This window comes from Nonomuraea sp. NPDC005650 (assembly GCF_040605375.1).
GTDB lineage: Bacteria > Actinomycetota > Actinomycetes > Streptosporangiales > Streptosporangiaceae > Nonomuraea.
This window is the reverse complement of record NZ_JBEXCR010000039.1, coordinates 1-25,678: the sequence shown is the minus strand read 5'-3', so window position 1 is coordinate 25,678 and position 25,678 is coordinate 1. Positions and strand designations below refer to the sequence as shown.

General features: G+C 67.1%; 19 protein-coding genes and 1 pseudogene. 14 read left to right on the top strand and 6 right to left on the bottom strand.

The window, feature by feature from the left end:
• Positions 1 to 53: 53 nt before the first annotated feature.
• Together ABZS69_RS48465 and ABZS69_RS48460 are read left to right on the top strand one after the other, a co-directional pair.
• Positions 54 to 1,082 carry an ATP-binding cassette domain-containing protein gene (locus ABZS69_RS48465; RefSeq protein WP_355385984.1) on the top strand — a complete coding sequence of 343 codons (1,029 nt, stop codon included), beginning with the start codon at positions 54 to 56 and terminating at the stop codon, positions 1,080 to 1,082.
• The gene (locus ABZS69_RS48460) at positions 1,079 to 1,915 is read left to right on the top strand and encodes an ABC transporter permease (RefSeq protein ID WP_355385981.1); all 837 of its coding nucleotides are present in this window, start codon (positions 1,079 to 1,081) and stop codon (positions 1,913 to 1,915) included. Before ABZS69_RS48465 ends, ABZS69_RS48460 begins: the two co-directional genes overlap by 4 nt.
• Before the next feature lie 1,686 nt (positions 1,916 to 3,601).
• Here the strand turns inward: ABZS69_RS48460 and ABZS69_RS48455 are convergent.
• From ABZS69_RS48455 to ABZS69_RS48445, 3 genes and pseudogenes are all read right to left on the bottom strand, one after another.
• A pseudogene (locus tag ABZS69_RS48455) lies at positions 3,602 to 4,975 on the bottom strand (BTAD domain-containing putative transcriptional regulator); the annotation flags it as partial.
• A gap of 137 nt (positions 4,976 to 5,112) precedes the next feature.
• Entirely contained in the window at positions 5,113 to 5,742 is a 630-nt protein-coding gene (locus ABZS69_RS48450; protein ID WP_355385978.1) for a hypothetical protein, read from the bottom strand.
• A 100-nt stretch (positions 5,743 to 5,842) separates the two neighbouring features.
• On the bottom strand, positions 5,843 to 6,253 hold the full coding sequence (locus ABZS69_RS48445) for a hypothetical protein (protein ID WP_355385975.1): 411 nt from the start codon (positions 6,251 to 6,253) through the stop codon (positions 5,843 to 5,845).
• A gap of 72 nt (positions 6,254 to 6,325) precedes the next feature.
• Here ABZS69_RS48445 and ABZS69_RS48440 point away from each other — a divergent pair, with 72 nt between their 5' ends.
• The 4 genes from ABZS69_RS48440 (at position 6,326) to ABZS69_RS48425 (ending at position 10,346) form a co-directional block, all read left to right on the top strand.
• A complete protein-coding gene (locus tag ABZS69_RS48440; protein ID WP_355385972.1) occupies positions 6,326 to 6,784 on the top strand; it encodes a hypothetical protein in 459 nt (152 codons plus the stop codon).
• On the top strand, positions 6,781 to 7,263 hold the full coding sequence (locus tag ABZS69_RS48435; protein WP_355385969.1) for an RNA polymerase sigma factor: 483 nt from the start codon (positions 6,781 to 6,783) through the stop codon (positions 7,261 to 7,263). The genes ABZS69_RS48440 and ABZS69_RS48435 overlap by 4 nt, the downstream gene beginning before the upstream one ends.
• 60 nt (positions 7,264 to 7,323) lie before the next feature.
• Positions 7,324 to 8,262, top strand: coding sequence for an alpha/beta hydrolase (locus tag ABZS69_RS48430; RefSeq protein WP_355385967.1), 939 nt, complete (start codon positions 7,324 to 7,326; stop codon positions 8,260 to 8,262).
• Positions 8,263 to 8,363: 101 nt separating this feature from the next.
• Positions 8,364 to 10,346 (top strand): WD40 repeat domain-containing protein, encoded by a 1,983-nt coding sequence (locus ABZS69_RS48425; protein WP_355385964.1) that lies wholly within the window; start codon positions 8,364 to 8,366, stop codon positions 10,344 to 10,346.
• Here ABZS69_RS48425 and ABZS69_RS48420 read toward each other — a convergent pair.
• Positions 10,324 to 10,767, bottom strand: coding sequence for a transposase (locus tag ABZS69_RS48420; RefSeq protein WP_355385961.1), 444 nt, complete (start codon positions 10,765 to 10,767; stop codon positions 10,324 to 10,326). The two genes, ABZS69_RS48425 and ABZS69_RS48420, sit on opposite strands and share 23 nt — an antisense overlap.
• Before the next feature lie 482 nt (positions 10,768 to 11,249).
• Between ABZS69_RS48420 and ABZS69_RS48415 the strand changes: the two genes are divergently transcribed.
• Both ABZS69_RS48415 and ABZS69_RS48410 read left to right on the top strand, forming a co-directional pair.
• Positions 11,250 to 14,864, top strand: a complete 3,615-nt coding sequence (locus tag ABZS69_RS48415) for a CARDB domain-containing protein (protein ID WP_355385958.1) — start codon at positions 11,250 to 11,252, stop codon at positions 14,862 to 14,864.
• 486 nt (positions 14,865 to 15,350) lie between these two features.
• Positions 15,351 to 16,967 carry a hypothetical protein gene (locus ABZS69_RS48410; RefSeq protein WP_355385955.1) on the top strand — a complete coding sequence of 539 codons (1,617 nt, stop codon included), beginning with the start codon at positions 15,351 to 15,353 and terminating at the stop codon, positions 16,965 to 16,967.
• Between the two features lie 216 nt (positions 16,968 to 17,183).
• Here the strand turns inward: ABZS69_RS48410 and ABZS69_RS48405 are convergent, their stop codons facing one another.
• Positions 17,184 to 17,696: a hypothetical protein gene (locus ABZS69_RS48405; protein WP_355385952.1), complete on the bottom strand. Its 513-nt coding sequence runs from the start codon at positions 17,694 to 17,696 to the stop codon at positions 17,184 to 17,186.
• Positions 17,697 to 18,002: 306 nt separating this feature from the next.
• Between ABZS69_RS48405 and ABZS69_RS48400 the strand changes: the two genes are divergently transcribed.
• Both ABZS69_RS48400 and ABZS69_RS48395 read left to right on the top strand, forming a co-directional pair.
• Positions 18,003 to 18,416 (top strand): DUF4279 domain-containing protein, encoded by a 414-nt coding sequence (locus ABZS69_RS48400; RefSeq protein WP_355385949.1) that lies wholly within the window; start codon positions 18,003 to 18,005, stop codon positions 18,414 to 18,416.
• 364 nt (positions 18,417 to 18,780) lie between these two features.
• Positions 18,781 to 18,987: a hypothetical protein gene (locus ABZS69_RS48395; protein WP_355385946.1), complete on the top strand. Its 207-nt coding sequence runs from the start codon at positions 18,781 to 18,783 to the stop codon at positions 18,985 to 18,987.
• A 47-nt stretch (positions 18,988 to 19,034) separates the two neighbouring features.
• Here the strand turns inward: ABZS69_RS48395 and ABZS69_RS48390 are convergent, their stop codons facing one another.
• On the bottom strand, positions 19,035 to 20,498 hold the full coding sequence (locus ABZS69_RS48390; protein WP_355385943.1) for a hypothetical protein: 1,464 nt from the start codon (positions 20,496 to 20,498) through the stop codon (positions 19,035 to 19,037).
• Positions 20,499 to 20,806: 308 nt separating this feature from the next.
• Between ABZS69_RS48390 and ABZS69_RS48385 the strand changes: the two genes are divergently transcribed.
• The 4 genes from ABZS69_RS48385 (at position 20,807) to ABZS69_RS48370 (ending at position 25,636) form a co-directional block, all read left to right on the top strand.
• The gene (locus tag ABZS69_RS48385; protein WP_355385940.1) at positions 20,807 to 22,066 is read left to right on the top strand and encodes an SMI1/KNR4 family protein; all 1,260 of its coding nucleotides are present in this window, start codon (positions 20,807 to 20,809) and stop codon (positions 22,064 to 22,066) included.
• 370 nt (positions 22,067 to 22,436) lie between these two features.
• Positions 22,437 to 22,847 (top strand): Imm10 family immunity protein, encoded by a 411-nt coding sequence (locus ABZS69_RS48380; protein ID WP_355385937.1) that lies wholly within the window; start codon positions 22,437 to 22,439, stop codon positions 22,845 to 22,847.
• Between the two features lie 445 nt (positions 22,848 to 23,292).
• Positions 23,293 to 23,874 (top strand): DUF6461 domain-containing protein, encoded by a 582-nt coding sequence (locus ABZS69_RS48375; RefSeq protein ID WP_355385934.1) that lies wholly within the window; start codon positions 23,293 to 23,295, stop codon positions 23,872 to 23,874.
• 1,030 nt (positions 23,875 to 24,904) lie between these two features.
• The gene (locus ABZS69_RS48370; protein ID WP_355385931.1) at positions 24,905 to 25,636 is read left to right on the top strand and encodes a hypothetical protein; all 732 of its coding nucleotides are present in this window, start codon (positions 24,905 to 24,907) and stop codon (positions 25,634 to 25,636) included.
• Positions 25,637 to 25,678 lie beyond the last annotated feature (42 nt).

Below are 25,678 nucleotides of genomic sequence, written 5' to 3'. Positions count from 1 at the left end.
CGGTGAAACCCGGTCGAGGGTGCCGTGAAACCGGCGCCGCCGAAAGTGAAGCCATGAGCATCACAGAACTCGGACGCACCGAGGGCGCACCCGCCCTCGACGGGGGCGCCGATCTGGCCGTACGGGCGCGAGGGCTGGTCAAGACGTTCGGCGAGCACCGCGCCGTCGACGGGATCGACCTGGACGTACGCCCCGGTGAGATCTTCGGCGTCCTCGGCCCCAACGGCGCCGGCAAGACCACCACGATACGGATGCTGGCCACCCTGCTGAGGATCGACGCGGGCCGCGCCGAGATCTTCGGGGTCGACGTGGCCGGCAACCCGCACGTGATCCGCCAGCTGGTCGGCGTCACCGGACAATACGCGTCGGTCGACGAGAACCTGACGGCCCGCGAGAACCTCTGGCTCTTCGGCCGCCTGCAGGGCGTCGCCGCGCCGCGCGCCCGGCGCATCGCCACCGAACTGCTGGGCCAGTTCGGCCTGGAAGAGGCCGCCGACAAGGCGATCGCGCACTTCTCCGGGGGCATGCGCCGGCGCCTCGACCTGGCGGCCAGCCTGATCACCAGGCCACCGCTGATCTTCCTCGACGAGCCGACCACCGGTCTCGACCCGCGCACCCGCGGCCAGATGTGGGACACCATCCGCGGTCTGGTCGCCGATGGCTGCACGGTGCTGCTGACCACGCAATATCTGGACGAGGCCGATCAGCTCGCCGATCGGGTCGCCGTCATCGACCATGGCCGCAAAGTCGCCGAGGGCACGCCCGACGAGCTGAAGACCGAGGTCGGCAACTCCACACTCCAGTTGCTGCTCGCCGAGCCGGGCGAGGTGCCCGCCGCTGTGGAGATCGTACGGCGCGTCCTCGGCGAGGACCCGGTACTCAGCCCGGAGCAGGGCCGCCTCAACATCGCCCTCGACCAGGCCGACCTGGCCGCGGACGTACTGATCGCGCTGCGCACCGCCGGGGTGTCGATCGCCTCGGTGAGCGTGGCCAAGCCCAGCTTGGACGAGGTGTTCCTCGCCCTCACCGGCCACGAGACGAATGGGACCGGCGCGGGGGCCGGCACGAAGGAGAACCGATGAGCACCGTGATCGCACCCGCCCGCGAGGCGGTACGGGCCGCCGACCGCGTGGCGGCCGCCCGGCGTCGGGTCTCCATGGGGGAGACGATCGGGCAGACCCTGACGATGGCGTGGCGGGCGCTCAAGAAGATGCGCCGCAACCCGGAGCAGTTCTTCGACGTGACGCTGCAGCCCATCCTGTTCACCGCGATGTTCGCCTTCATCTTCGGCGGCGCCATCGCCGGTGACGTGGAGAGCTACCTCCCCCTGATGATCCCCGGCATCCTCGCCCAGACCGTGCTGACGACGTGCATGGCCACGGGCACGCAGCTGCGCGAGGACATGGAGAAGGGCGTCTTCGACCGGTTCAAGTCGCTGCCGATCGCCCGGATCGCGCCGCTCGCCGGCCCTATGGTGGCCGACCTGGTGCGCTACACGATCGCGGCCGCTCTGACCTTCGGCATGGGTCTGGTGATGGGCTACCGCCCGGGTGGTGGAGCGGGCGGCGTGCTCGCCGCGATCCTGCTGGCGATCTTCACGGGCTGGTCGCTGGCGTGGGTTTTCACCTGGGTCGGCACCATAGCCCGCAGCGCCCAGGCAGTGCAGGGCATCTCCATGATGATCTTGTTCCCGCTGACGTTCCTGTCGAACGCGTTCGTCCCCGTCGAGACCCTGCCCGGCTGGCTGGCCGCGTTCGTCCGGTTCAACCCGGTCTCACACCTGGTCACGGCCACCCGCGACCTCGCCAACAGCGGCCTCGTCAGTGGAGAGGTGGCCTGGACGATGCTGGCCTGCCTGATCGTCATCGGGATCTTCGCCCCGCTGTCGGTACGCAGCTACAAGCGGCACATGTGACCGGCGCCCGTCGTGGCCGGAGACCCGCTCGACGAGACTCCGCGCCTCGTCGAGCAGGTCGGAGCCGCGCCGATCGCCGTACTCGGCCCGCAGGGCGGCGATCATCCCGGGCGCTGCCCGCTCCGCGTACGGTTCGATCCGCTCGAAGGCCATGCTGGGCATGCTGGTGTTGTACGCGAACCGTTCGGCCAGCACCAGCAGCCCGACCGCGTCGCGGGGGGCCATGGCTCCGCGCAGCAACCCCCACGCCCCGAGCGCGAAGAGCATCAAGCCACACAGCGGATAGTCGAGGATCGGGTTGTCCGCGGCCAGCAGGTCGTAGCCCTGGACGGTGGAGAACAGTTCCTCGCCGTACCGGGCGTCTTCCGGCGGGGCGTGGTACGCGTACGCGGTCAGAGTGACCGACTCCGCGCTGATCGTCCACGGCGAGACCTCCTCGCGCAGCACCCCGGGCAGACGCAGGTCGTGCGCCCGCTGAACGGCCAGGCGGTATTCCGCGAGCGCGGCGGCCGTCCTGCCGCGGGCCAGGGCTAGCTCGGCCGCGCACAACGAGGCCATGGCCACCCCGCCGAGCACGGTCTCGTTGTCGTTGATCCGGATGATCTCGGCGAGTTCGGCCTCCGCGGTGTCGAGGTCGCCGTCGGCGAGAGCGGAGACCAGCAGCACCGAGCGGAGCTGGACCTCGTCGTCGGCGGCGCCGAGCCGACTCAGCACCGGGATGGCGGTACGCGCGTGTCCGACCGCCCGCCGTCGGTCGCCGAGCTGCATGACCAGGTGGGCCAGCATGGCGTGCATGATCGCGGCGAACCACGGCCCCTCGTCCTCGCGGTGCATCGTCAGGGTCCGCTCGGCGGCCTCGATCGCCCCGGTGACGTCTCCCGTGTTCTCCAGGACCTGGGCGCTCATCTGCGTCGCCGCCCAAACCACGTCGCGGTCGGTGCTCCGGGACAGCTCCTCCAGCCGGCGGCGCAGGTCGGCGCCGTCGTCCGCGTCGCACGCGAGCAGCACCGTGGCGATCGCCGCCATCCGGGGATCCGTCTCGCTGCCGGCGGGCAGCGCACGGAGAAGGTCGCGCATCGGACCGCTGCCGCGGCCGGTGAAGTTCAGGCTGTTCATGAGCGTGATCAGCATGGCGGCCCTGGCCACCTCGAAGAGTTGCGGCGGCGGCATCCAGTCGCTGACCACCTGGGCGATCGCGTCCCGGTGAACGAGAATCCGGGAGTGGTCGCCGCGGATCGACCACAGCGCGCCGACGCCGGCCAGCAACTGGACCGTCATGACGGGATCGGGCTCGCCGAGGGCCTGCCGGAGCAGATCGGCGAGGTTGCTCTCTTCCGCGTGCAACGCGTCGGCCGCCGCGAACTGCGCCGGGCCGAACAGCTTGCGGCCGTGTTCGAGGGCGTACGCCGTCGCCCAGGCCCGCTGCGCCGCCCGGGCGGACGCCTCTTCGCCGGCCTCCTTCAGCCGCATCCGCCCGAACTCCCTGACGGTCTCCAGCATCCGGTATCGCAGGCCGTACGTCGTCTCGCGGACGCTCAGCATCGACTGCTCGGTCAGCGCGTTCACCACGTACAGGGCGTCCGAGCCCAGTACGTGCTCGGCCGCGGTCAGCGTGAAACCGTCGCTGAACAGCGACATCCACCGCAACGCCAGCCGTTCTGGCTCGTCCAGCAGATTCCACGACCACTCGATGACCGCGAGCAGCGTCTGGTGCCGATCGGGGGCCGTCCGGTTCCCGCCGCGCAGCAGGGCGAACCGGTCCGCCAGGCGTCGGGCGATCTCCTCCACCGACATCGCCCGTACCTTGGCCGCTGCCAGCTCGATCGCGAGCGGCAGCCCGTCAAGGCGGGCGACGATCTCTTCGACCACTCCCTCGTCGATCCGCACACCCGGGCGAGCGGCCGTGGCGCGCTGGCGGAACAACTCCACCGCGTCGGCCGTGGGCAGCTCGCCGAGCGGGTAGACGCGTTCGGCGGGGATCGACAAGGGGGCGCGCGAGGTCGTGAGCACCCGCAGGTCGCGGGTCGTCACGGTCAGGAACGCCACCAGGTCGGCGACGGCCTCGATCACGTGCTCGCAGTTGTCCAGGATCAGCAGCGCCGGAGCCTGATCGAGATGCTGGGCGATCCGGGCGCGGACGTCTGAGCGCTGCTCAGCGGTCAGGACCCGACGCCCTCTGACCGAATCCCGAACCCCGAGCGCCGAGCCGACCTCGCCCACCACGCCCTCGGGCGAGGACACGCCGACGAGCTCGACGAAGTGAGCGACGGGCTGCGCGACGTCTCTGCCGACGACATGAGCCAGCCGCGTCTTGCCCAGCCCGCCGGGGCCGATGATGGAGACCACCCGGTTGGTCCGCAACAGGGCGTGCACCGCATGGATGTCGCCGTCGCGGCCGAGCAACGAGGAGCCGTCGAACAGGATGCCCGCACGCACCGGCCGGTCCGCGACGAGGAGTTCGGCGTACACGCGGGCGAGTTCGGGCCCTGGTTCGGTGCCGAGCCGCGCCACCAGGCCCGCGCGATAGCGCTCGTAGCGCTCCAGGGCGGCGGCGGCACCTCGTACGGCGGCCTCGCTCCGCAGCAGGCAGGCCAGCAGCTCCTCGTCGTGCGGCCCGTCGGCCGCGGCCTCCTCCAGCAGCGGCAGCGCGGCCTCGTGAGCGCCGCTCCGGCCCCGCGCGATCGCCGCCACCCGACGCGCCTCGGCCGCCCACTGCGCTGCCATGCCCCTCAGCTCGGCGAGCGCGCCCGTGGCACCATCCGAGCCGCCGGCCACGAGACCCATGGCCTCTTCGGCGCGGCGACGCGCGAGCGCCACGTCGTCCTCGCCCAGCGCGGCCCGCGCCTCCTTCACCAGCGCGCCGACCAGCAGCGCGTCCACCTGATCGGCGGCCAGCCCGAGCCGGTAACCACGCGGGATCCGCACCACGACATCAGCGCTGGTCGCCGCCCTGGTCCGCGAGACGACCACCTGCAGCGCCTTCGTCGGATTGGCCGGCGCCCCATCGGGCCACAGCTCCTCGACCAGGCGCTCGTCACTGACCCCAGCACGCCCGTGCATGGTGAGCACGGAGAGCAGGGTCTGCGCACGATCGCCGATTACGCGCAGACCCCGCCAGCGGACGCCGTCGAGCAGGACCAGAGCGGGGGACACACCCTCAGCTTACGGACGAGTCAGACGCGAGCGGCGGTGACCGCTCAGTCCGAAGCGGCCGAGTCGCGGAAGAGGAAGCCGTTCGAGCGATCCGTGTGCAGGTAGTGGTGGAACCGCGTGGCCTTCGCCTGGGCTGTCCTGTCGGCGGTGACGATCGTGAGGAGGACGTACCTCTCGGTCGAGGCCACCCGTCGCTTGCCGTAGACGTACTTGTCGAGCATCTTGTCCCGGCGCCATTTCACCGCCCCGGAGGAGCTCGCCAGCCGCGTGGCCGTGGCCTTGGCCGCCTTCGCGGTCGGGAAGGACATGATGACCTGGATCGCCGTGAGATGCCCTCGGTAGGCCGTATAGGCCAGTTGAACGACGCGCTCGCACTTGTTCCTGGCCAGCACGCCGTGCCTGTCCACCGGCGCACAGGAGTCGTACGTCCAGCCGCCCACCTTCTCGGCCTTGAACGTGACGCTGCCCACCCGGAAGTCCCAGTCGCCGTATTCGCCGGCGTCGATCGGTGAGTCCGGGCGCTCCTTCTCGCTGGGGCCCGGCTCCTTGGGCTCGGGCGTGGGGTCTCTTGCCGGCGAAGCAGTGGCGGTGTTCGGGCCGAGGTACTTGTACACGCTGAACGTGAGGCCGCCCGGCAGAAGCACCGCCAGGATCACGACCAGAGCAGCTGCCACACCGGGGTATTCCCGCGGGCCGGGTTGCCGAGGGTGTCCCATACATCGATTGTGCTGTACTTCAGTACCTTCTGCCCCAAAGGTGTTTCGCTGGTGGAGCCTAAGCCCGCATCAGCACGGCACCGGTCGCGAACGCCAGCGCCACGCACAACGGGGTGTAGAGCAGCAGGTTGAGCCAGTAGAACGGGGCGCTGGTATCCGTGCCCAGCCCGAAGGCCCAGGCGAGGCCGAGTTCCGCACGCGCGAGCAGCCCGGCGCCCAGAGCGAGAGTGACCGCCTTGGCGAGCCGACCGCCCCGCCCGCGGGAGACGGCGATCACCGAGAGGGCTGCGACGGTGAGTATGGCGATCAGGGGCACGAGGACGCGCGCGGTGAAGGGCGTATCGAAGTTGAGCAACGCCAGGGAGAGCGCTCGCGGGTCCGTCGCCGGCCGTACCAACCAGGAAAGGTGAAGGAACGCGTCGAGCATCAGGACGGCGGCGACGAAGGCCGCTGGGAGGGAGATTCTCATATCCGGCAGGAGGCGCGGAAATCGCCGGTGGTTCCATGGAACCTTCACCACGGTCGACGCCTCTGGATGGATATGACTTGGCCTGTTGCTGATCTGGACCCGGTACGGAGGCTGCGGGTGCTCGCCTCCGCCATCCCCGGGGCGTACATAGCCGAACGCGTCATCGCCGCCCCGTTCGAGGACGTCTGGTCCGTGGTGAGCGCCCTGGAAGAGGAGTTCGGCACCTTCGAGCCGGACATGCGCCGCTTGACCATCGTGTCCGGGCACGGGAGCGAGCGCCTGGTTGCCAAGGCGCGAAGCAGGTACGGCATGCGTGCGAGGTTCGACATCGAGCTGCGGCCCGGCTGGTGCTGGATGCAGAGCAGGTTCCTGATCGTCGGGGTCGCGGCGGCAGCCGTACCGGGAGGAACCCTGGTCGCCCAGACGGGAGGAGTCCGCGTTCCCGGCCGGGCGGCGCTGGTGCCCCTGGGCGTGCGGGCCGCGGGGGAGAAGGCGCTGGCCAGGCTCGAGGCGAGGGTCGTGCGTCGATGAGCGCCGACCTGGTGCGCGCCGCGCAAGGCGGCGACACGATGGCCATGAACGACCTGCTGAGCGAGTTGACACCCTACCTCGGCCGGATCTGCGGGCCCATCGCGCTCGACAACGGGCCCGACGCCGTCCAGGAGGCGCTGATCTCGATCTTCCGGAACCTGGGGAGCCTGCGCGATCCGCAGGCGCTCCACGGCTGGGCGCGGGCGATAGCCGTACGGGAGGCAGTCAGGATCGCGAAACGGCGGCACCACGCGGTGGAGCTCGCCGAACTCCCGTCGAGGCAGGACGTCGAGAGCGCGGTGGACATCCGTGACGTGCTCGAGCGGCTGTCACCCGAACATCGGGCGGTGCTGGTCCTGCGTGACCTGGAGGGCTTGCCGGAGGAAGAGGCCGCACAGCTCCTGCACGTACCGGAGGGGACGGTCAAATCGCGCCTGCACCGCGCCCGCCGGAGCTTCCGCAAAGCATGGCAGTCGTGAGGAACCTCCCGAGGCCCGGTCGCCTCCTCCTGGTGGAATCCCACAGAACGGAGAGCATCCATGAGACCTCGTACGCTCGCGGTCCTGAGCCTCGTCCTCACCCTGGCCGTCGGCGCCGCACTTTACGGCGCGTACGGCTGTCGCCCAGCGGTGGCCGGCTACCGGCCGCCGGCGAACGCGCGCTTCCTCGACACCCCACTCGCTCGCTTCCACTACGTCAAGGAGGGCTCCGGCCCGCCCGTCGTGCTGCTGTCGCCTGGGGCTTCATGGACGTACGGTTGGCGCCGTCAGGTGCCGGAGCTCGCCCGCGACCACACGGTCTTCGTAGTGGACCTCCCCGGTCAGGGGTTCACCCGGCTGAAGGACCGCGACTTCACCTGGGACCTGAGGGGGATGACCACGGCGATCGGCGTGTTCCTGAACGCGGCGGGCATCGAGCGTCCCGCGCTCGGCGGGCTGTCGTGGAGCGGAGGCTGGGCGCTGGCCTATGCCCAGCGCCACCCCGAACGCGTCAGCAGCCTGCTCCTGCTGGCCCCCTCCGGCGCGAGCACCCGCGACACCTGGGTCTATGAACTCATGAAGTACCCGGTCGTCGGGGAACTGTGGAACAACTGGTACTACGCCGACAGGTCCAGCTCCCGCGCCGCGCTCGACCGGATCCACGTCAACCGGAGCAGGATCCTCGAGCAGGACGTCGACGCGTTCTGGGCACCCGGCACCTTCCCCGACAACCTGGAGAGCCAGGTCCTGCTCGAACGTGGCCTGGACTGGCGCGAAACCCTGGCCGCCATGCCGTCCACCACCACGCCCACCTTGGTGATCTGGGGCCGCCAGGACACCGTCAACCCGGTGTGGCAGGCCCAGGAGTACGCTCGCCGGATGCCCGCCGTGCAGGTGCGCGAACTCGACGGCTGCGGCCACGCGCTGACCACCGACTGTCCGGAGGAGGTCGTACGGCTGATGGCGGCCTATCTGGCCTCAGGGCCCACATCGCCATGACCCGGTTTCGGGCGTGGCGGTACGTGGAGGAGACGGTCGCGCCGCCGGGAAGACGACCGCCCCGGGTTTCTCGGAGACGCGTCCCGGTGCCGGCAACTAATATGCGCGGCATGTCGTCTCTGCCCCGCCATGAGGTACCGGCCATTCGTCCTGCTGCCTGGCGTGTGCAGCCAACTTGGACCAGTCTGCTGCCGAAGGGCGTGAAGTCATGCCCGCCGTTGGGCGCCACCGACGGCCACACCAATTGGGTGGCGGCGGTGACGACCACGGTCTTCGACGGCCGCGCCGTGGCGGTCACCGGGGGTGGCGACCGAACGGTCCGGGTTTGGGATCTGTCGACCGGCGAGCGGGTCGGCGCCCCATGGACCGGTCACACGAACGCGGTGCGGGCGCTGGCGATGTCCGTTCTGGACGGTCGTCCCGTTGTGGTCAGCGGTGGTGACGACGACACCGTACGGGTGTGGGAACTCGCGTCCGGCAGGCCGGTGGGCGAGCCGTTCCACCTTCAGGCCGACAGCGTGCAGGCCCTCGCGATCGCGGAACGCCATGGCCGCCAGGTGGTGGTCACCGGTTGCTACGACACGACGGTACGGGTGTGGGACCTGGAGACGCGGCAGGAGGTGATGGCACCCATCCGCGGCCACACCGGCCCGGTGTACGCGGTGGCGACCGCGGTGCTGAACGGCCGCTGGGTGGCTGTCACGGGCGGCGACCGAACGGTCCGAGTATGGGACCTGGACACCGGCGATCCGGTGGGCAGCCCGTTCACCGGCCACAGGGGACACGTCAGCGCGGTTGCGGTCGCGGAGCTGACTGCCGGCCAGCTGGTGGTCGTCTCCGGTGGCTACCGGACGACTACCCGCGTGTCGGACCTGGCCACCGGACTGCCGGTCGGTGACCTCCCCCGATCTGCGGACTTGGAGGCCGTGACGACCACGGTCGTACACGGCCGACTGGTGGCGATCACCTGCGACTCCAATGAGCCGACCGTCCAGGTGTGGGACCTGAAAACGGCCGAGCTGGTCGGTGAGCTGTTCCCTCAGCATCCCCGCACGCCGCATGCGGTGGCGACGGCGGTGGTGGACGGCCGGCAGGTGGTGGTGTCGAGTTGCGACGGCGGGTCGGTCCGGGTGTCCGATCTGGTCGTCGGCCAACCGGCCGGCAAGCCAGTTCGCCACGACGCCGCGATCACGGCGGTGGCCACCACCTCGGTTGCCGGCCGACCGGTGGCGGTCACCGGCAGCGATGACGAGACCGTACGAGTATGGGATCTGGACACCGGCGATCAGGTGTGCGGGCCACTCACGGGCCACACCGGCGCCGTCACTGCCGTGGCCGCGACCCACGTGGACGGTCGCGCGGTGGCGATCACCGGAGGCAAGGACAGCAAGGTCCACCTCTGGGACCTCGCACTGGGGAAAGCGGCCGGAGCACCGTTGACCACCCACAGCCGCCCGATAACCGCGGTCGCGGCCGACAACACGGACGACCTACCCCGGGCCATCACCGCCGGCGACGACAAGACCATCCGGGTATGGGATCTCCGGACCGGCGAAGAGACCGGAAACCCCCGCAAGAGCGACCATCGATGGGTACAGGACCTCACCATCACCATGCTCGACGGCCGGCCCGTCGCCCTCCTCGGACGGTGGGGCGGCGGCTTCCGGGTCCGTGACCTCACCGCGAACCGCGACACCGGACTCCAGACCACCGGTAGCGACGGCAAACCGGTACGCCTCGTGGCCGCCACCGTCGTGGACGGACGACCCATCGCCATCACCACGAACGACGACTGGCGCGACCCACCGATGAAGGTATGGGACGTCGCCACCGCTCAGCAGATCGGCCGGCTTGCCATGGGAACCGTGGTCGCACTCGCCGCCACCACGATCGACGGCCACCCCATCGCAGTCGCCGCCGGCCACAGAACGGTAGCGGCCTGGAGCCTCACCACCTTTGACAGAATCAGCCCTGACATCGAATTCCTCGACCCAGTCAACGCCGTCGCCGTCACCCAGCAGGGCCATATCATCGTCTGCTTCGACCGAGACATCGCCGTACTCACCGCAACCCGATCGAGCTGACCACGGCATGGATCGACAGGACCGTAGAGACCCTCTGCGCCAGGCCCTCGACCTTGGCCTTCACACCGACCTGCGTTGAGGCCCTCAAGGACTCCTGACTTCCTGTGCAAATCGGCCGGATCTTCAGGCGCAACGGCCCTGACCTGCGCTGAGGACAGTCTCCTGCGGTGCGGTTCGGCGGCACGGGGATCACGGTCTCGTCGGCGGCCAGCAAGTCACGGACCAGACCGCAGGAGACGTGCCGGACGTCTTCCACCGCCCACACGCGCTGCTCGGGCGCGAGTTTGCGCGCCCAGGCCAGCAGCTGAACGTGCCCGAGGTCACGAGCCTGAACGGTGCGTTCACCCTTCTTACGGCCCACTTCATCGACGGCGACCGCGGTGTGGGTGCGCTTGTGCGGGTCGATACCGCCACCATCCAACCAGCCGCCTGCCTGACCAGACCTGACCGTGTAAACCTCCCCCGAGATCGAGTGGCCGAGGTTCGCCGCCGCCTGCCCACGAACTCACCGATTTTCGAGCCAGGTGATCGAGATCGTGGCCATGCGCCTGCGTACGGCGGCAGTGGCCAACGGCGATTGGTCTGCTGCTCAGCCGGCGGCCGGCCCCGCTGCAGCTGTCACCTGGGGCGCGACGCCCTCAGCTCCGGACCCCGACGTCCCTCCAGGGAACGCGGCGGCAGTTCAGGGGCCGCACCGGGCTGCCGCCTCCTCACCCGTCCGGCGGCAGCCCTGACAAGCGAGCTTTTCAAGCCGTTGACGCACCCGTAGCCCCTATGTAACATTCGGCCAACGTTACGCAAGAACCAAACAGGCCAGCGCTAGTTCAATGGCAATTTCTCGCAATTCTCAACCTGTGCAACAGCCGACCACCCCCCAACGCACTCGACGAGAGAAGAACGCGCATGAGAAAGCCGTTACGACCGGCCGCAATCGCCCTCGCCGCCGTCCTGCTCCTGCTCACGTGGGCCGTACCGGCCAGGGCCGCGGGCGGGCCCAACCTGTCCCCCGGCAAGGCGACCCAGGCCAGCACCTCCCAGCCCGAATACCCGGTGTCGAACATGAACGACGGCAACCAGGCCACCTACTGGGAGAGCGCCAACAACAGCTTCCCGCAGTGGGCCCAGGTCGACCTCGGCACCCCGACCAGCGTCGACCAGATCGTGCTGAAGGTGCCCGCCCCGGCGGCGTGGCAGACCCGCACCCAGACGATCACCGTCCAGGGCGGTGACGGCACGACCTTCAGCACCGTCAAGGCTGCGGCGGGCTACACCTTCAACCCGGCCTCGGGGAACGTGGTGACGATCGACTTCCCCGCCGCGACCCACCGCTACTGGCGGGCCCTCATCACCGCCAACACCGGCTGGCCGGCCGGCCAGATCTCCGAGTTCGAGATCTACGGCACCGCCACCGGCGGCGACACCCAGGACCCGACCGCACCCGGCAACCTGGCGTACACCCAGCCGGCCGCCGGGCAGATCCGGCTGACCTGGTCGGCTTCCACCGACAACGTCGGCGTGACCGGCTACGACATCTACGCCAACAACCAGTTCAAGGCCGGCGTCGCCGGCAACGTGCTGACCTACACCGACGCTCAGCCGACCAACGCCACCGTCACCTACTTCGTGCGTGCCAGGGACGCGGCGGGCAACGAGTCGCCCAACAGCAACTCGGTGACCAGGCAAGGCACCGGCGATCCCGGCACGAACCTGGCAATCGGCAAGGAGATGGTCGAGTCAGGCCACGCGCACACCTACGTCGCCGCGAACGCCAACGACAACAACCTCGCCACCTATTGGGAGGCCAACTCCGGCGCCTACCCGAACACGCTGACCGTCAAGCTGGGTGCCAACGCCAACGTCACGTCGGTCGTCGTCAAGCTCAACCCCGACCCGATCTGGGGTCCCCGTACCCAGAACATCCAGGTCCTGGGCCGCGAGCAGAGCGCCACCGGCTACAGCAACCTGACCTCGGCCACCAACTACACCTTCGATCCCGGCAGCGGCAACAGCGTGACGATCCCGGTCTCGGGAACCGTCGCCGACGTGCAGCTCAAGTTCGCCTCCAACACCGGGGCGCCCGGCGGGCAGGCTGCGGAGTTCCAGGTGTTCGGCACGATGGCGCCCAATCCCGACCTGACGGTCACCGAGGTGGCGTGGTCCCCGGCCACACCCAGCGAGACCCAGGCGATCACCTTGTCGGCGACGGTCAGGAACGCGGGCAGCGCCGCGGCCCCGGCCGACAACCTGACCTTCTCAGTCGGCGGCACGCCCGCCGGCACGGTCGCCGTACCCGCGCTGGCCGCCGGTGCCTCCGCCACGGTCACGCACAGCATCGGCACCCGCGGCCAGGGCACCCACCAGGTGACCGCGACCGCCGACCCCGACAACACGCTCATCGAGCAGAGCGAGAGCAACAACGCCGCGAGCGCCACCCTGACGGTCAGCCAGGCGCCCGGACCCGACCTGCAGGTCACCGGCATCACCACCAGTCCGGCCAACCCCGCGGTCGGCGCCCAGGTCAGCTTCACCGTCGCGGTCAACAACCGCGGCACCAGCGCGGCGGCGGCTTCCGTGACCCGAGTGAGCGTGGGTGGCACCACGCTGAACGGCAACACCGCCACGATCGCCGCGGGCGCCACCGCCAACGTCGCCATCGCCGGCACCTGGACCGCCACCAGCGGCGGCGCCACCATCCTGGCCACCGCGGATGCCACGAACGTCGTGGGCGAGACCAATGAGGACAACAACACCCGCACCCAGTCGATCGTCGTCGGGCGCGGCGCGGCGGTGCCGTACACCTCCTACGAGGCGGAGGCGGCCGGCCACAACGGCACCCTGCTGGAGACCGACGCCAAGCGGACCTTCGGGCACACCAACTTCGCCACCGAGTCCTCGGGACGCAAGTCGGTGCGGCTCAACAGCACCGGCCAGTACGTCGAGTTCACTTCGGCCAACCAGGCCAACTCGATCGTGGTACGCAACTCGATCCCCGACGCCCCGGGCGGCGGCGGCATCGACGCCACGATCAGCCTCTACATCAACGGCGCCTTCGCCCAGAAGCTCAACCTGACCAGCAAGCACAGCTGGCTGTACGGCACGACCGACGACCCCGAGGGGCTGACGCAGACGCCGCAGGCCGACGCGCGCCGCCTGTTCGACGAGTCACACGCTCTGCTGGCGCAGAGCTACCCGCCCGGCACCAAGTTCAGGCTGCAGCGCGACGCGGGCGACACCGCCTCCTTCTACATCATCGACCTGATCGACCTGGAGCAGGTGGCGCCGCCCGCCGCCCAGCCCTCCGGCTGCGTGTCGATCATTCAGTACGGCGCGGTGCCCAACGACGGCATCGACGACACCGCCGCCATCCAGCGCGCGGTGACCGACGACCAGAACGGCGTGATCGGCTGCGTCTGGATCCCGGCGGGCCAGTGGCGCCAGGAGCAGAAGATCCTCACCGACGACCCGCTCAACCGGGGCAGCTACAACCAGGTGGGCATCCGTAACGTCACCATCCGCGGCGCGGGCATGTGGCACTCGCAGCTGTACACGCTGACCGAGCCGCACTTGGTGCAAGGCGGCATCAACCACCCGCACGAGGGCAACTTCGGCTTCGACATCGACGACAACGTGCAGATCTCCGACATCGCGATCTTCGGTTCGGGCCGGATCCGCGGCGGCGCGGGCGGCGCCGAGGGCGGCGTCGGGCTCAACGGCCGCTTCGGCAAGAACACCAAGATCAGCAACGTCTGGATCGAACACGCCAACGTCGGCGTCTGGGTCGGCCGCGACTACAGCAACATCCCCGAACTGTGGAACCCGGGTGACGGGCTGGAGTTCACCGGCATGCGCATCCGCGACACCTACGCCGACGGGATCAACTTCACCAACGGCACGCGCAACTCGCGGGTGTACAACTCCTCTTTCCGCAACACCGGCGACGACGCCCTGGCGGTCTGGGCCAACCAGTACGTCAAGGACACCTCGGTGGACATCGGCCACGACAACCATTTCATCAACAACACCATCCAACTGCCCTGGCGGGCCAACGGCATCGCGATCTACGGCGGCTACGGCAACAGCATCGAGAACAACCTGATCTACGACACCATGAACTACCCCGGAGTCATGCTGGCGACCGACCACGACCCGCTGCCGTTCTCCGGCCAGACCCTCATCGCCAACAACGCCCTCCACCGCACCGGCGGCGCGTTCTGGGGCGAGCAGCAGGAGTTCGGCGCCATCACGATCTTCGCGCAGGGGCGGGACATCCCCGGCGTCGTCATCCGCGACACCGAGATCCATGACTCGACCTACGACGGGATCCAGTTCAAGACGGGCGGCGGCAACGTACCGGGCGTCCAGATCACCAACGTCCGCATCGACAAGTCCAACAACGGCGCCGGCATCCTGGCGATGAGCGGAGCCAGAGGCAGCGCGACGCTGACGAATGTAACGATCACCAACTCGGCCGACGGCGACATCGTCCGCCAGCCGGGCACCCAGTTCACCATCAACTGAACGCGCGGGTCCGTACCCGGCGCCGCCCGGGTACGGACCCACGCCCACAGGCGGGGGCCTAGGTGGCCGCACCGCATGCATGGTGGTCATGTCGCCAGTGCTCGAAGGTCAGAGGCAGCGGTCGCACTGGCCCACACCCCCGCGCTTCCCTTTGTCACGGTTTGATGTCGATCTAGCGCCGCACTACCTGCAACGATGACTGACGGTGACATCGGTCGGACTTGAGAAGGCTTTCAGTCCGCAGAGTCGTTTGCCCACATGGGAGGCACCCGGAAGGGATTGCGAACAAGGGTTCGATACACTTAGTGATCACTGACTGTAAATCTTGACTGGATCCACATCGTTCTGGCTTGATCAGGGCGCCTTATTTCTCCCTTATCGGCCCTCTTGAGCGGAGTGCGAGTGCGTCCATCACCCCCAGAGCAGGTTCGTGCCAGCCGTCCACAGGTCACCCGGTTCACGCGCCGGTTAGCCGCCCTCGGCAGCGTGCTGGCCATGACGGCTGGCTTTGCTACTGCCCTGGCGCCCACCGCGTCGGCCACTGACTCCATCACCTACCTTGACGGGATGGCGAAGGTCGGGGATGTGGCTGCAGGCGGTGGCAGGGTCTTCGTCTCCGGCGACAACCAGATCGTCGTCGCGGATCCCCGCGGCACCCTCACGGGCGCGATCACCAGCCTTTCCGGTGCCTCCGGCCTTGCCATGACGCCAGACGGCAGCCGCCTGTACGCGGCGTTGAGTGGCGCGAAGCAGGTGGCAGAGATTGACACCGCTACCCTCACCGTCATCCGACGGGTCGACCTGGCCGAGTATTCGTGCCCCTCGAACCTGTCGCTGCTCGGCAACCGGCTGTGGGTCGGATACGGCTGCGCCAACCAGCGAAACGGTGGTGTCCTGGGCCTCGACCTGTCAGCGACGACACCCGAGCCGGTCCGGATTGTGAGCAACATGTACGACACCCCGCTGGTCGCGGCGGCTGGGAGCACACTGGTGATCGGCGAGACGGGCCACAACGCCTGCAATCTCATGGTCTACGACGTGAGCGTGACCCCTGCCGCCCTGCGTGGCGTCATCGACGGCTTCGACAGCGGTGTGGACAACCTGAACGATCTCGCCATCACGCCCGACGGCTCGATGGTCATCTCGGCGGCCAACTTTCCAAAGCGATTCGACGGCTGGGACACCACCAGCCTGACCAGGGTCCACGCCTACGGTGAAGTGCCGGCGCCAGGGGATCCGGGGACCTCGGTAGCCGTCACGATCAGCCCAGACGGCGCCCATGTGGCAGCCAGCCGAACCTCCGGAATACCCCTTGCGCTCTATGACACGACGACAACAACACAGACCTACAAGGCCGATGGTGCCGGCGGCGAACTGCTCCCAGGGACCCTCGCCTTCTCGGGCCATGATGTCTTCGGCGTAGCGAGGGAGTTCACGTCTGCCGGACGGCTCCGCCTATGGCGGGCCGAAGGCACCACCCTTCCGGCATCCACGCTGGCCCTGACGCCCCCATCCGCTGGGACCGCACTCAAACCGCTCACCGTGACCGGCAAGCTCACACTGTCCGATGGATCCGCTTCGGGTGCGCAGCCGCTCGTGGTGACCCGCAAACTGCCCGACGGCACCAGCGCAACAGTGGCCGGTGTGACAACCGCAGCAGACGGTACGTTCACCATGACAGACACCCCGCCGGTCTCCGGAGTGATCACGTATGACGTGCTCTGGGAAGGCAGTTCGGACTTCCGGTGGAGCAAGGCCTCGACGACTGTCACGGTAGCTCAGCACCCGTTGTCACTGACCCTGTCCGGACCGGTGACGGGACACACCGATAAGCAGCTCCAGATCAGCGGCACGCTGGACGCCGGCGACCAGGCTCCTCCGCAGGATGTTCTTTTCGGGGTGCTGCGTACTGTTTCCAATAGCAAGGGCACCGTGACCACCGTGGTGGGGACACTGACCGTGGACGGCGACGGAGCGTTCGGCTTTACCGACACACCCACGGAGAGCGGCGAGTACACCTACAAGGTGTACGGGGGAGGCAACGCTGTCTTCGCGTATACGTGGGCTCAGCACAACGTCACAGTTCGAGGAAAGGCCGGATAACCGGCACTGTGCCGGCCGAGCACCGATGACGGTGCCCGGTCGGCACGCTTGGAGTGCTGGATCTGCTCATCTCCTCCAACCTGCTGTCACCTCGGCCTGGCCGAATCGCCGCCCAGTCGATATCCGGGTCGCGCCGAGCGCTCAAGAAGCTTGGTGATCAGCTGGACTCGTAACACCGTCCAGCGTCAAAGAAGATCAATGAGGCCATTCCCTCGATCACGGGGAATGGCCTTCGGCGCGGGACAAAGGCTGACGTCTCTTCCTGCCGTACTTACGTGGACCTCTTTGACGTACCGGGGAGGCTTGCGAATCGTAGCCAGCCCGTCGAAACAAGACGATGGAGACACCGACGAGAGTTGTGACCCCACCGGAGAAAGAGGCAAGCAACATCGTCAAGGAAACGTCGTCCGGATCACCAATTCCGGCCGGTCCTCCATCGACCCAGTTCATCGTGGACCAGGCCTGCGTCGCGACGATCACTCCGAACACGGTCGTGATTGCGCCCAAGACATAGCCAGGGGTACGCGTCCACGATCCCGTGGCAATAAGTACGGAACCCACCACCAACCCGGCAAGGACAGTTAGGAACTGGCCGAGTACGAGCGCCGACAGGGCTGCGAGCCGAACGTGCTCGAAGCCGTCGCCACGTTGAAGCCACAAGATCGGCACTGTCACGACACCGCTGAGAAGGCCGATCGCCAGCAACCGGAGTATCGCCACGTACAGCATGATCGTGGGTTGACTCGTTGCTGTGCTACCCGGCTGAGCATGTCGCTGTACTTCGCAGCTGTACAAGACCGAAAAGGCCTGGATGGAGCCTAGGAGATTCGAACTCCTGACTTCCTGCTTGCAAAACGGCCGGATCTTCAGGCACAAAGGCCTCGACCTGCGCTGAGGACAGTCCGCGGGCGACCGTGATTGATAGCTGCTGACTCTCCTCAATGGGACGACGATCAAGGTCTGGAGCAGTAGAAGCGACTGCCCTTGCCCAGTCGTGCAAGCGCCCGCCAACCCTTTAACCGCTACTGTGTTCACGTGATCGTCGAGCAGCAGGTCTACTTTATGATCGAGTCCGATGAACTGGATCCCGGGCAGATCACCCAGTACGGGGGCGTCGAGCCGACTCGATCTGAGGCGAAGGAGTCACGACGCGGCAGGAAGAGCGGGCGCCTGATACCACCACAACACAAATGGATGCTTGACTCCGGCCTTGCGGAGACCACCTCACTCAATGAGCAGGTGGAAGCCTTGATGAATCAGTTGGCCGGCGCCTGGGATCGAATCGGAGAGCTGACCGCTGGTGGCGCAGCGGCCACGTTGGTCATGCTTAGGTCGTTCGAACCGGGAGAGCACTCCAGCCCGCGAGGGCTCGTTCTCAACGAAAAAGCCATCAGTTTTCTTCACAGAGCTGGAGCCGATCTATGGATCGACGAGTACGACTTATCGTAGGGCTGGCGATGGAGACGCTCGGTGATCAGCCACGTTGTTCGGTGGACCGGGGCTGAGAAACGAAGTCCTGGACAGTCGATCGCCCCCCAGCACATGCGGAGGCCAGCCCTGCAGCGGCGATCGTAAGGACTGCATCTGTGCGGCGGCGCGGCAACCCCGGTCGGAGCGTTCGACGGGCACGGTGCGACTGGCGTGCGGTGGCCGGCCCGGTGCCCCGCCGCCGTCCGGGACCAGCTCCCAGGGCCGCACGCCCGGATGAAGGGCGGGCGGAGGGCCGGGAGTACGGCGGCGCCTTGATCTATATAAGCTGGAGTTCCTCTACGAACCGCAGTGGGCTCCACCCGAACTGTCGAAGACGCCTGTCGTGGTCTTCCGGTTCGAGGATGTCCGCCTCGTCGAGTGGCACGAGGACCAGGAGGGCCATGACTGCGTGAACGCCAATCCTGATGCTCCGCCGGGACAGGTCGGGCAGTTTGACTGGGACGGCACCGACCTGTTCACACTGGACACCTTCATCCTGCGCCTGCTTTTTCACGCCCGACGAGCGGAAGTAACCGTGCGCACGAAGTAGTCCGAGATCCCACCATGACCCAGCACCGTACTCCACAGGTAAGTCGCCTACCCCCGCTGTCCCTGGCCGGTTCGCTCGGCGGACATGGTGAGGCCGCCGCCGCTCAGGCTGAGGGAACGGACCGCCTCAGGGGCTCCTGTCAGCTGTGGATGAGTGGCGCCGTGGAAGGCGGTGCTATTCACCTGGAAAAGATGAGGGCTCTCGAGCTCCAACCCGCACAAGTCCCAGACTTCATCCCGCTCAGCTTGGGGACGAGGCGGCACGGCCAACTGGACCAGGGCCGAGCCGGCGCGTGGACGTTCATACCTAGTATGCGCGGCCACGTATTTGGCCAGCCGCAACTCGGCCTCCGCAGGCAGATCGGTGACCGTCCCTCTCCCCGGCTCGGAGCCCCGTTCTATCGGCGGCATCAACGAGTTGACCCACTCTCGATTCGTGCCACGAACCTTGCCGGCGAGATCGCGCAGGCGGTCCGCAAACCAGGGAGCCAGGTCAGGTCCTCCTTTCCGGACCCAGTCTTCGACCAGCTGACGGAATGCCTCCTCACGCCGGCTCGCCCGGCGACGCGTGCTTGCGTCGAGGATGGATTGCCCCGCGCCGGCGAACGCCAGGCATAGAGGGCGAACCGGGATCTGACCGGCATGGTGGGCGTAGCGCACCATACGGATCTCCAGCATCGCCTGGTGCAGGATCGTCGCAGCGGCCAACGGGCCGTCGTTCAGCGGGCCGTCGTCCAACGGTGTCCGACGAGATGGTCGCGGGCTGGCCGGGGTTCGCGCATCGAGAGCCCGGCCGGCCGCGGACAGGTGCCAGGCCAGATCGTCCGGATGTACGGTGGCACGAGCCGCACGCAGGATTCCGCGTTCCCCCATGCCGATCGTTATCTGACCCGTCCCGCAATCCAGGGTGATCCCGGATGAGTCGCGGGAATCAAAGTTTGTATCGGTGACCTCGTCAAGCCAGATCCGTAACTCGGCCAGGTCGTCGGCGGGCCGTTCAGAGGCATACCGGCGTCGGACGGCCACGGCCAGGGTTCCCGTCAACCGGGTGCCGATCCGTTCCAGCACCAGCGAGCGAACCTCGGCGGTGGCCAGGTCGTAGTCGACGCCGATCCCCGGGGCGACCTCCGTCGTCAGCGCCATCATGGACGCTCTGACGACGCCCCGGTAATCACGCTGGTGATCGTCGGTCTCCACCGACGCCGACAGCGACGACTCCAAGTTGTACCCGGCGATCGCCGACTGCTCCACCATCCACGTTCGCCGTTCCACGCCGAGAGCGGCCATCCACTCCAAGGCGGCACGCGCCCGCCGGTCACGGCCCCACGACGTACGAGCGGCCAGCGCGCGGAACAAGGGAAAGGTGTTGTTGTCCCAGACGTCGGAGACCGTGTGAATGGTTTGGCGATCGTAGGTCCGGGCATCCGCCGAAGCCTCCGCCATCTGCACAAGCGACCGGTCCAGCAACGCACCTAACGCACTCGCCGCCATCGTGTTCCTGGTCGTCCCCACACAGATCATCATGCATCGGGACTCGGAGTCAGGGCTCCTTCACGCAGTCGGCAATCTCAGACGACCCGCTGCGGAGCCGGTGCTGTGCCGAGTCTCCTCGACCTCGAAGTGCGACCACAGATTCCCGATTCAACAGGCACCAACAGAACGTGTCACACAGGTCCCGAGACCTGACAGCGATCATCATGAATCTGAGCTCCGGTTCCTGGTGTCGGCGTACGGCCTCCCGCGCGCAGGGACGTACCGGAAAGGCGCAGAGATGATCAGTACGCGGGTCTCGTCGGGGGCGGGTGCTAGGTTGCGGTGGCATGGCGACATCCTCCCGGCAAAAGCCGCCGTTCCTTTATGTGATCGATGAGGACTTCGTTCCGCCCGATCGGGGTGACGAGCAGGAGGGGCCTGAGTCTGCGGTTCCCGCTGGTGACCCGGACGAGGCCGTGCGGCTCTTCTATCACTACCGGCGGCTTATGGCGCAGATCCTCGGATACGAGGAGGAACTCCCCGAGCCCGCGAGCGAGGAGGACCTCGCCGCGGTGGAGGAGAAGCTCGGCCTTGTGCTGCCTCCAGACCTCCGCGCGCTGTACGGCCTCGCCGACGGTGACGGTGACCTCGTCAACCCGCTGTTCGACCGGCACGAGTGGCTCCTTCTTTCCGAGATCGGCGACCAGGATGACGAGTGGCTCGATATCGCGCGGGAATGGCAGTACGAACCCTGGCGCCAGACAGTGTTCGATACCCAGCCTCCGAATACCGTCCGGAGGTCGCCGCTGCGTACGGCCTGGATCCGGTTCGCGTTCGACACCGGCGGCAACTGGCTCGCCGTCGACATGGATCCAGGGCCGAACGGCCGTCCCGGACAGGTCATCAAGGTCGGAGTCGATTACACGAACGGGCCGACGTACGTCACTGACTCGGTGACCACGTTCCTGCGCCGGTTGGTGGAAGCGCTGGAACGCGGCGACTACCGCAGTCACGACACGAGCCTGTGGATCGACGCGGACCTGCCGGATCTGCCCGGCGAGCACTCCAACTACAGCGACGACCGGCCCTCCCTCGCGCGGGCCATGCAGGCAGGTCCACATGTCCAGGAGGTCCGGGTGGTTGACGTAGAGGATTGTGCGTTCCTCGCCGCGGTGCCCGACGTGTGTTCGCTGGCGCTGTCGAGCAAGGGTTCGCCCGACCTGACCCCACTTGGTGGCCGTTCGGTGGAGTATCTGGAGCTCGATGTGGATTCGCCCGACCTGGCGGCGCCAGCCCGAAACCGGGAGTTGCGTTCGCTGTCGGTCACCTGCGCGCGGCCCGTCGAGCTGGCTCCGCTCCGTACGATGCCGAACCTGTGGGCGCTGGACATCGCGGCGGCATCCGTCGCCGACATCGCCACGGTGACTGAGCTGAAGGGATTGCGGTACCTGGAGGTGACCCAGGACCAATGGCGGGAGCTGTCGGAACTCGACGACCTGCCGCCACTGGCCGTCGTCGGCATCCACCCCCACCGCCCCGAGCGCGACTGGCCGCTCTCAACGGACTGGGTCACCGTTTATGACGAGCCGCCTTCGCCAACAGCCTGAACCGATGCCCGGGTGAGGGACTAGCCCGGAGTGCGCAAAGCCCACGCCCAGGCGACCCGCAAGACTTGTGCCTCCTTGCTCGTAGCTCTCGACGTCCACCCGCGCGTGGCCATGTAGATCCTTCGTCACTCGCAAATAGCGGTGACCATGAACATGTCCAGCGAAGCGTTTGGGGCAGCACCTCGGCTCCTGAATATTCGCGCGTTCGAGATGGCCGGATTCACGTTGACCGGGTCCCGTTTGACCATGTGAGTCGGACGGGACGTTCGGAACATCGGAAGGCTGGTTCTGACTCATGCGGCCAGTAGGGCGGGACAGAGACGGTGATCTCGGGCCGGGCGTCGCCCTGCGGTGCGGCTACCCTCCCACCATGACGATCAGATTCACCGCCCAGGTCGCCGGAGCTTACGAACACCCCGAGGACGAATGCATGTCCGCGGGTGTGAGCGAAACCGAAGACGGCGACGGCATGGTGCTCACCTTCCAATGCTGCACCTATGAGCCTGACGATCAAGACATTGCCTTGGGCTTCGACACCCACTGTGTTGTTACCGCCGACCAGGGCACTGCCTACGGAGCCGTCCAGGAACTCACTCTGCGAGACAACGTGCTGCGTGTTGTCTTCGACCTCGATGCTTTGGAGGCGCTCGGTCTGACCGAGCCCGAGATCGAGGCGGTTCTCGATGTAGACGAGCAGTCCCTCGAACGACTTCGGCAAGGACTGCGCCACATCCTTGCCTACGGTCGTGCTGACGCCCGCCCCCGGGTTTTGGAGCTATAGACGGCCATCAAGACAGACGCCCAACGCTGTAGAGCTGATCCGCAAGGAATCCCCGATATCCCGACGAACCGCGGTGGAAGTCGCAGAGGTCATGCGCGCTGGTGGGGCTCTGCCGGGAGGCGAAGTACCGAGGACACGAGCCCGGTCAAGGCCGAGGCGTTCGTCAACTTGCCCTCATAGGAGCCGACGCCCGACTCGAAGTGAGGTGTCGCCGTGGCTGTACAAGATCGAAAATGCCGCTTCCCGATCACGGGAGCGAACTTTGACCTGGAGTGGAGCCTAGGAGACTCGAACTCCTGGCTTCCTGCTTGCAAACGGTCAGATCTTCAGGCGCAACGGCCTCGGCCTGCGCTGCAGACGGTCCGCGAGTGACCGGGGCTGACCGCTGCCGACCATCCTTAATGGCACGCTGATGGCACGACGCTCAACGGATGAGGTGTTGCGGATGGCGTTTACCTACGCGGATGTTGCCTGGCTGGCCGAGGACGACGAGTTGGGTGATCTGTGGTGCCTGACCTTCGTGCGTGGAGTCAGCGAGGTGGAGTCACTTCTCCGGCTGGGTGCTGACCGGGAGAGCATCCGGCCGCTCACCTATGACGAGTTGATAGACGATGGCCTCTTTCCTGAGACCGTGCTCGCGGGGCGAGTGGACGACTGGACCGTGCTCATCGAGGAGAGCGGGTGGACGTGCACGGAAGCCGACAAGGCACAGGCGCTTTCGGCGGGGACCGTGGTCGTGGCGGTGCTGAGGCACGACTACGCAGCCGACGACTTCGTTTACGCGGTGGACGGGGAGCTGGTCACGTACTTCAACCCCAAGATTCCAGAACGGCGGCACGGAAGTGATCCTTATCGGCTCAACGACCTGATGAGGGAGGCGGGCCTTGATCCCGATGGTGCACCCGGAACCGACGCTGAGGTGACGTCGTCGGTGTCTGGAGCGCTTCTCCTCGCGGCCCGGTTGACCGGCGTGGTACTGACCCCGGACATTGTGAAAGGGCCGCTCATGAGCGGCGTCGTCGGCTGACGTGTCCCGATGCCACGTTCGGCGGCCAGTGGGAACACAGGGGAAATCACGGGCACTCACGGGTGATCTACCAAAGAGGTCACTCTCCGCGTTTCCGCCGGTGAAGGGCCTCCTTCGGCTGGCGTGGCAGATGCAAGGTTCGAACCTACGTAGGTTGAGCCGACGGTTTTACAGCGGGTCGACGTTCCTGACCGCATCAGGCCCCTGACCTCGGTGTACGGCTCTCACCTTTCGCCTACCGGGGGAGATCATCCCGCGTATATCCCGCGCGAGAGAGCCAGCCGCGATCACTCCCGAGACCTGCGGATTAAAGCTCGGCCGATCATGATTCCAGGCAGTTCAATACAGGTCAACGGGCATACCCGGTCTACCTTGAACGGCTCTGGATCACCCTGAACTGCAACCCCAACCTGCAACCCGGCTAACTCGGGTCGGCGCTTGAGTCTATGGGCCGCCGTCTGGCCCTAACGATCAGCCCTCGAGCCTCAGCAAAACTTACGAATGCGAAGAAGGCAACTAACACAACGGTCTGAAGCCACCATATTACGCTCTGGAACCAGTAAGTTCGCGTCGGCTCCTGGATGGCTGACCAGACCAACCAGACCTCCGCAGTGAACATTGCAAGGCCGATAAGCAGCATGACCCAGTTCAGCCAGGCGGGAGTGTGGACCATCAGTTTGTCGTCAACCCACCTGCGCGGGATCGATCGGAAAAATCCGAGCTCCGATCGCTGAGACTCTGGTGTCTTTTCATGCATGTAAGGAGTTTGGCACCTCCGGCGAGAGTTAGGGAGAGCCTGTTCCTTCTACTACACAGGCCAAGACAGCGGGTAGTACCCACATCCGCTGGGCCGAGGCTGAGCACCGAAGGTCCCGATCCGTCGATCGCCCCCAGCTATGTACGGCGACCAGCTGCGGGTGGGGGAACGTGGTGCCGTACCAACTGCTGACGGATTTACAGCGCGTGACCGTTGCAGCCGAGAGACGGCCTTTCACCTGCAGTTGGACCAAGCCTCACTGCTTTGGGTTTCATGATCATTGCACGCATATTGCACGTCGGCCTCGCACCCCATCATGATGACCCGATGCGCCGTGAGGACCTTCCGAAGGACATCGCGAGTAATCAAGATCAGCGCGTCTGGGATGTGTTGTGCATCGGGATCGCCGTCGGAGTCGTCGTCTGGGGTGCCGTCGGCGCGTGGACGGCTATCACGGTCGGAAACTACCCGTGGAACAAGTGGATACCGTTTGCCAACGGGGCCAGCAAGGGCGTGGTACTCGGCGTGCTCGCCGCCGCCGCCGTACTCATCGTTTCGGTCAGGGGCTTCCGCACCGGGTGGCGCTGGTCTGTGTTCATCAGCACATTCATAGGTGGCAGCCTGTTGGGTACGATGCAAGATCTTCGCGGCGCGCCGGCTCCTGCGCTCTACTTTGCAGAGCCTCTTTCGGATGAGCGGTGGTACGGGACGACGATGCTGCTGCACTGGGCGGGCAAGGTGGCGCTGCCTGCCGTCGTATCTGCCGTGGCCTTGACCCTGCTGACAGCTCGCCCTTATCGGCGGGGACAGTCGGTCTCGTCCGGCGCGACACTCCTCTTCGCGGGTATCGCCCTGCTCCTGCTTCCAGTGATCGCCTCACATCTCGCACCTGAAGTCCAGGGCAACGGCCAGCATGCCAACGAGGGCGCCTGGGCGACCATACGATGCTGGAGGTCGCGTCCGAGCTGCGGTGTAAAAGGAAACGAGCGTAGGTTGCCGTGTTGAACCGACCAAAGTTCGCACGACACAAGGACCTACGCTCGTGGC

Excerpts from the sequence above, each read along its gene's own strand:
- ABZS69_RS48465 (WP_355385984.1), top strand. The coding sequence starts at position 54 with ATGAGCATCACAGAACTCGGACGCACCGAGGGCGCACCCGCCCTCGAC.
- ABZS69_RS48460 (WP_355385981.1), top strand. The coding sequence starts at position 1,079 with ATGAGCACCGTGATCGCACCCGCCCGCGAGGCGGTACGGGCCGCCGAC.
- ABZS69_RS48445 (WP_355385975.1), bottom strand. The coding sequence starts at position 6,253 with ATGAGAATCTCCCTCCCAGCGGCCTTCGTCGCCGCCGTCCTGATGCTC.
- ABZS69_RS48440 (WP_355385972.1), top strand. The coding sequence starts at position 6,326 with ATGACTTGGCCTGTTGCTGATCTGGACCCGGTACGGAGGCTGCGGGTG.
- ABZS69_RS48435 (WP_355385969.1), top strand. The coding sequence starts at position 6,781 with ATGAGCGCCGACCTGGTGCGCGCCGCGCAAGGCGGCGACACGATGGCC.
- ABZS69_RS48430 (WP_355385967.1), top strand. The coding sequence starts at position 7,324 with ATGAGACCTCGTACGCTCGCGGTCCTGAGCCTCGTCCTCACCCTGGCC.
- ABZS69_RS48425 (WP_355385964.1), top strand. The coding sequence starts at position 8,364 with ATGCGCGGCATGTCGTCTCTGCCCCGCCATGAGGTACCGGCCATTCGT.
- ABZS69_RS48415 (WP_355385958.1), top strand. The coding sequence starts at position 11,250 with ATGAGAAAGCCGTTACGACCGGCCGCAATCGCCCTCGCCGCCGTCCTG.
- ABZS69_RS48405 (WP_355385952.1), bottom strand. The coding sequence starts at position 17,696 with ATGCTGTACGTGGCGATACTCCGGTTGCTGGCGATCGGCCTTCTCAGC.
- ABZS69_RS48385 (WP_355385940.1), top strand. The coding sequence starts at position 20,807 with ATGGCGACATCCTCCCGGCAAAAGCCGCCGTTCCTTTATGTGATCGAT.
- ABZS69_RS48380 (WP_355385937.1), top strand. The coding sequence starts at position 22,437 with ATGACGATCAGATTCACCGCCCAGGTCGCCGGAGCTTACGAACACCCC.
- ABZS69_RS48375 (WP_355385934.1), top strand. The coding sequence starts at position 23,293 with ATGGCGTTTACCTACGCGGATGTTGCCTGGCTGGCCGAGGACGACGAG.
- ABZS69_RS48370 (WP_355385931.1), top strand. The coding sequence starts at position 24,905 with ATGATCATTGCACGCATATTGCACGTCGGCCTCGCACCCCATCATGAT.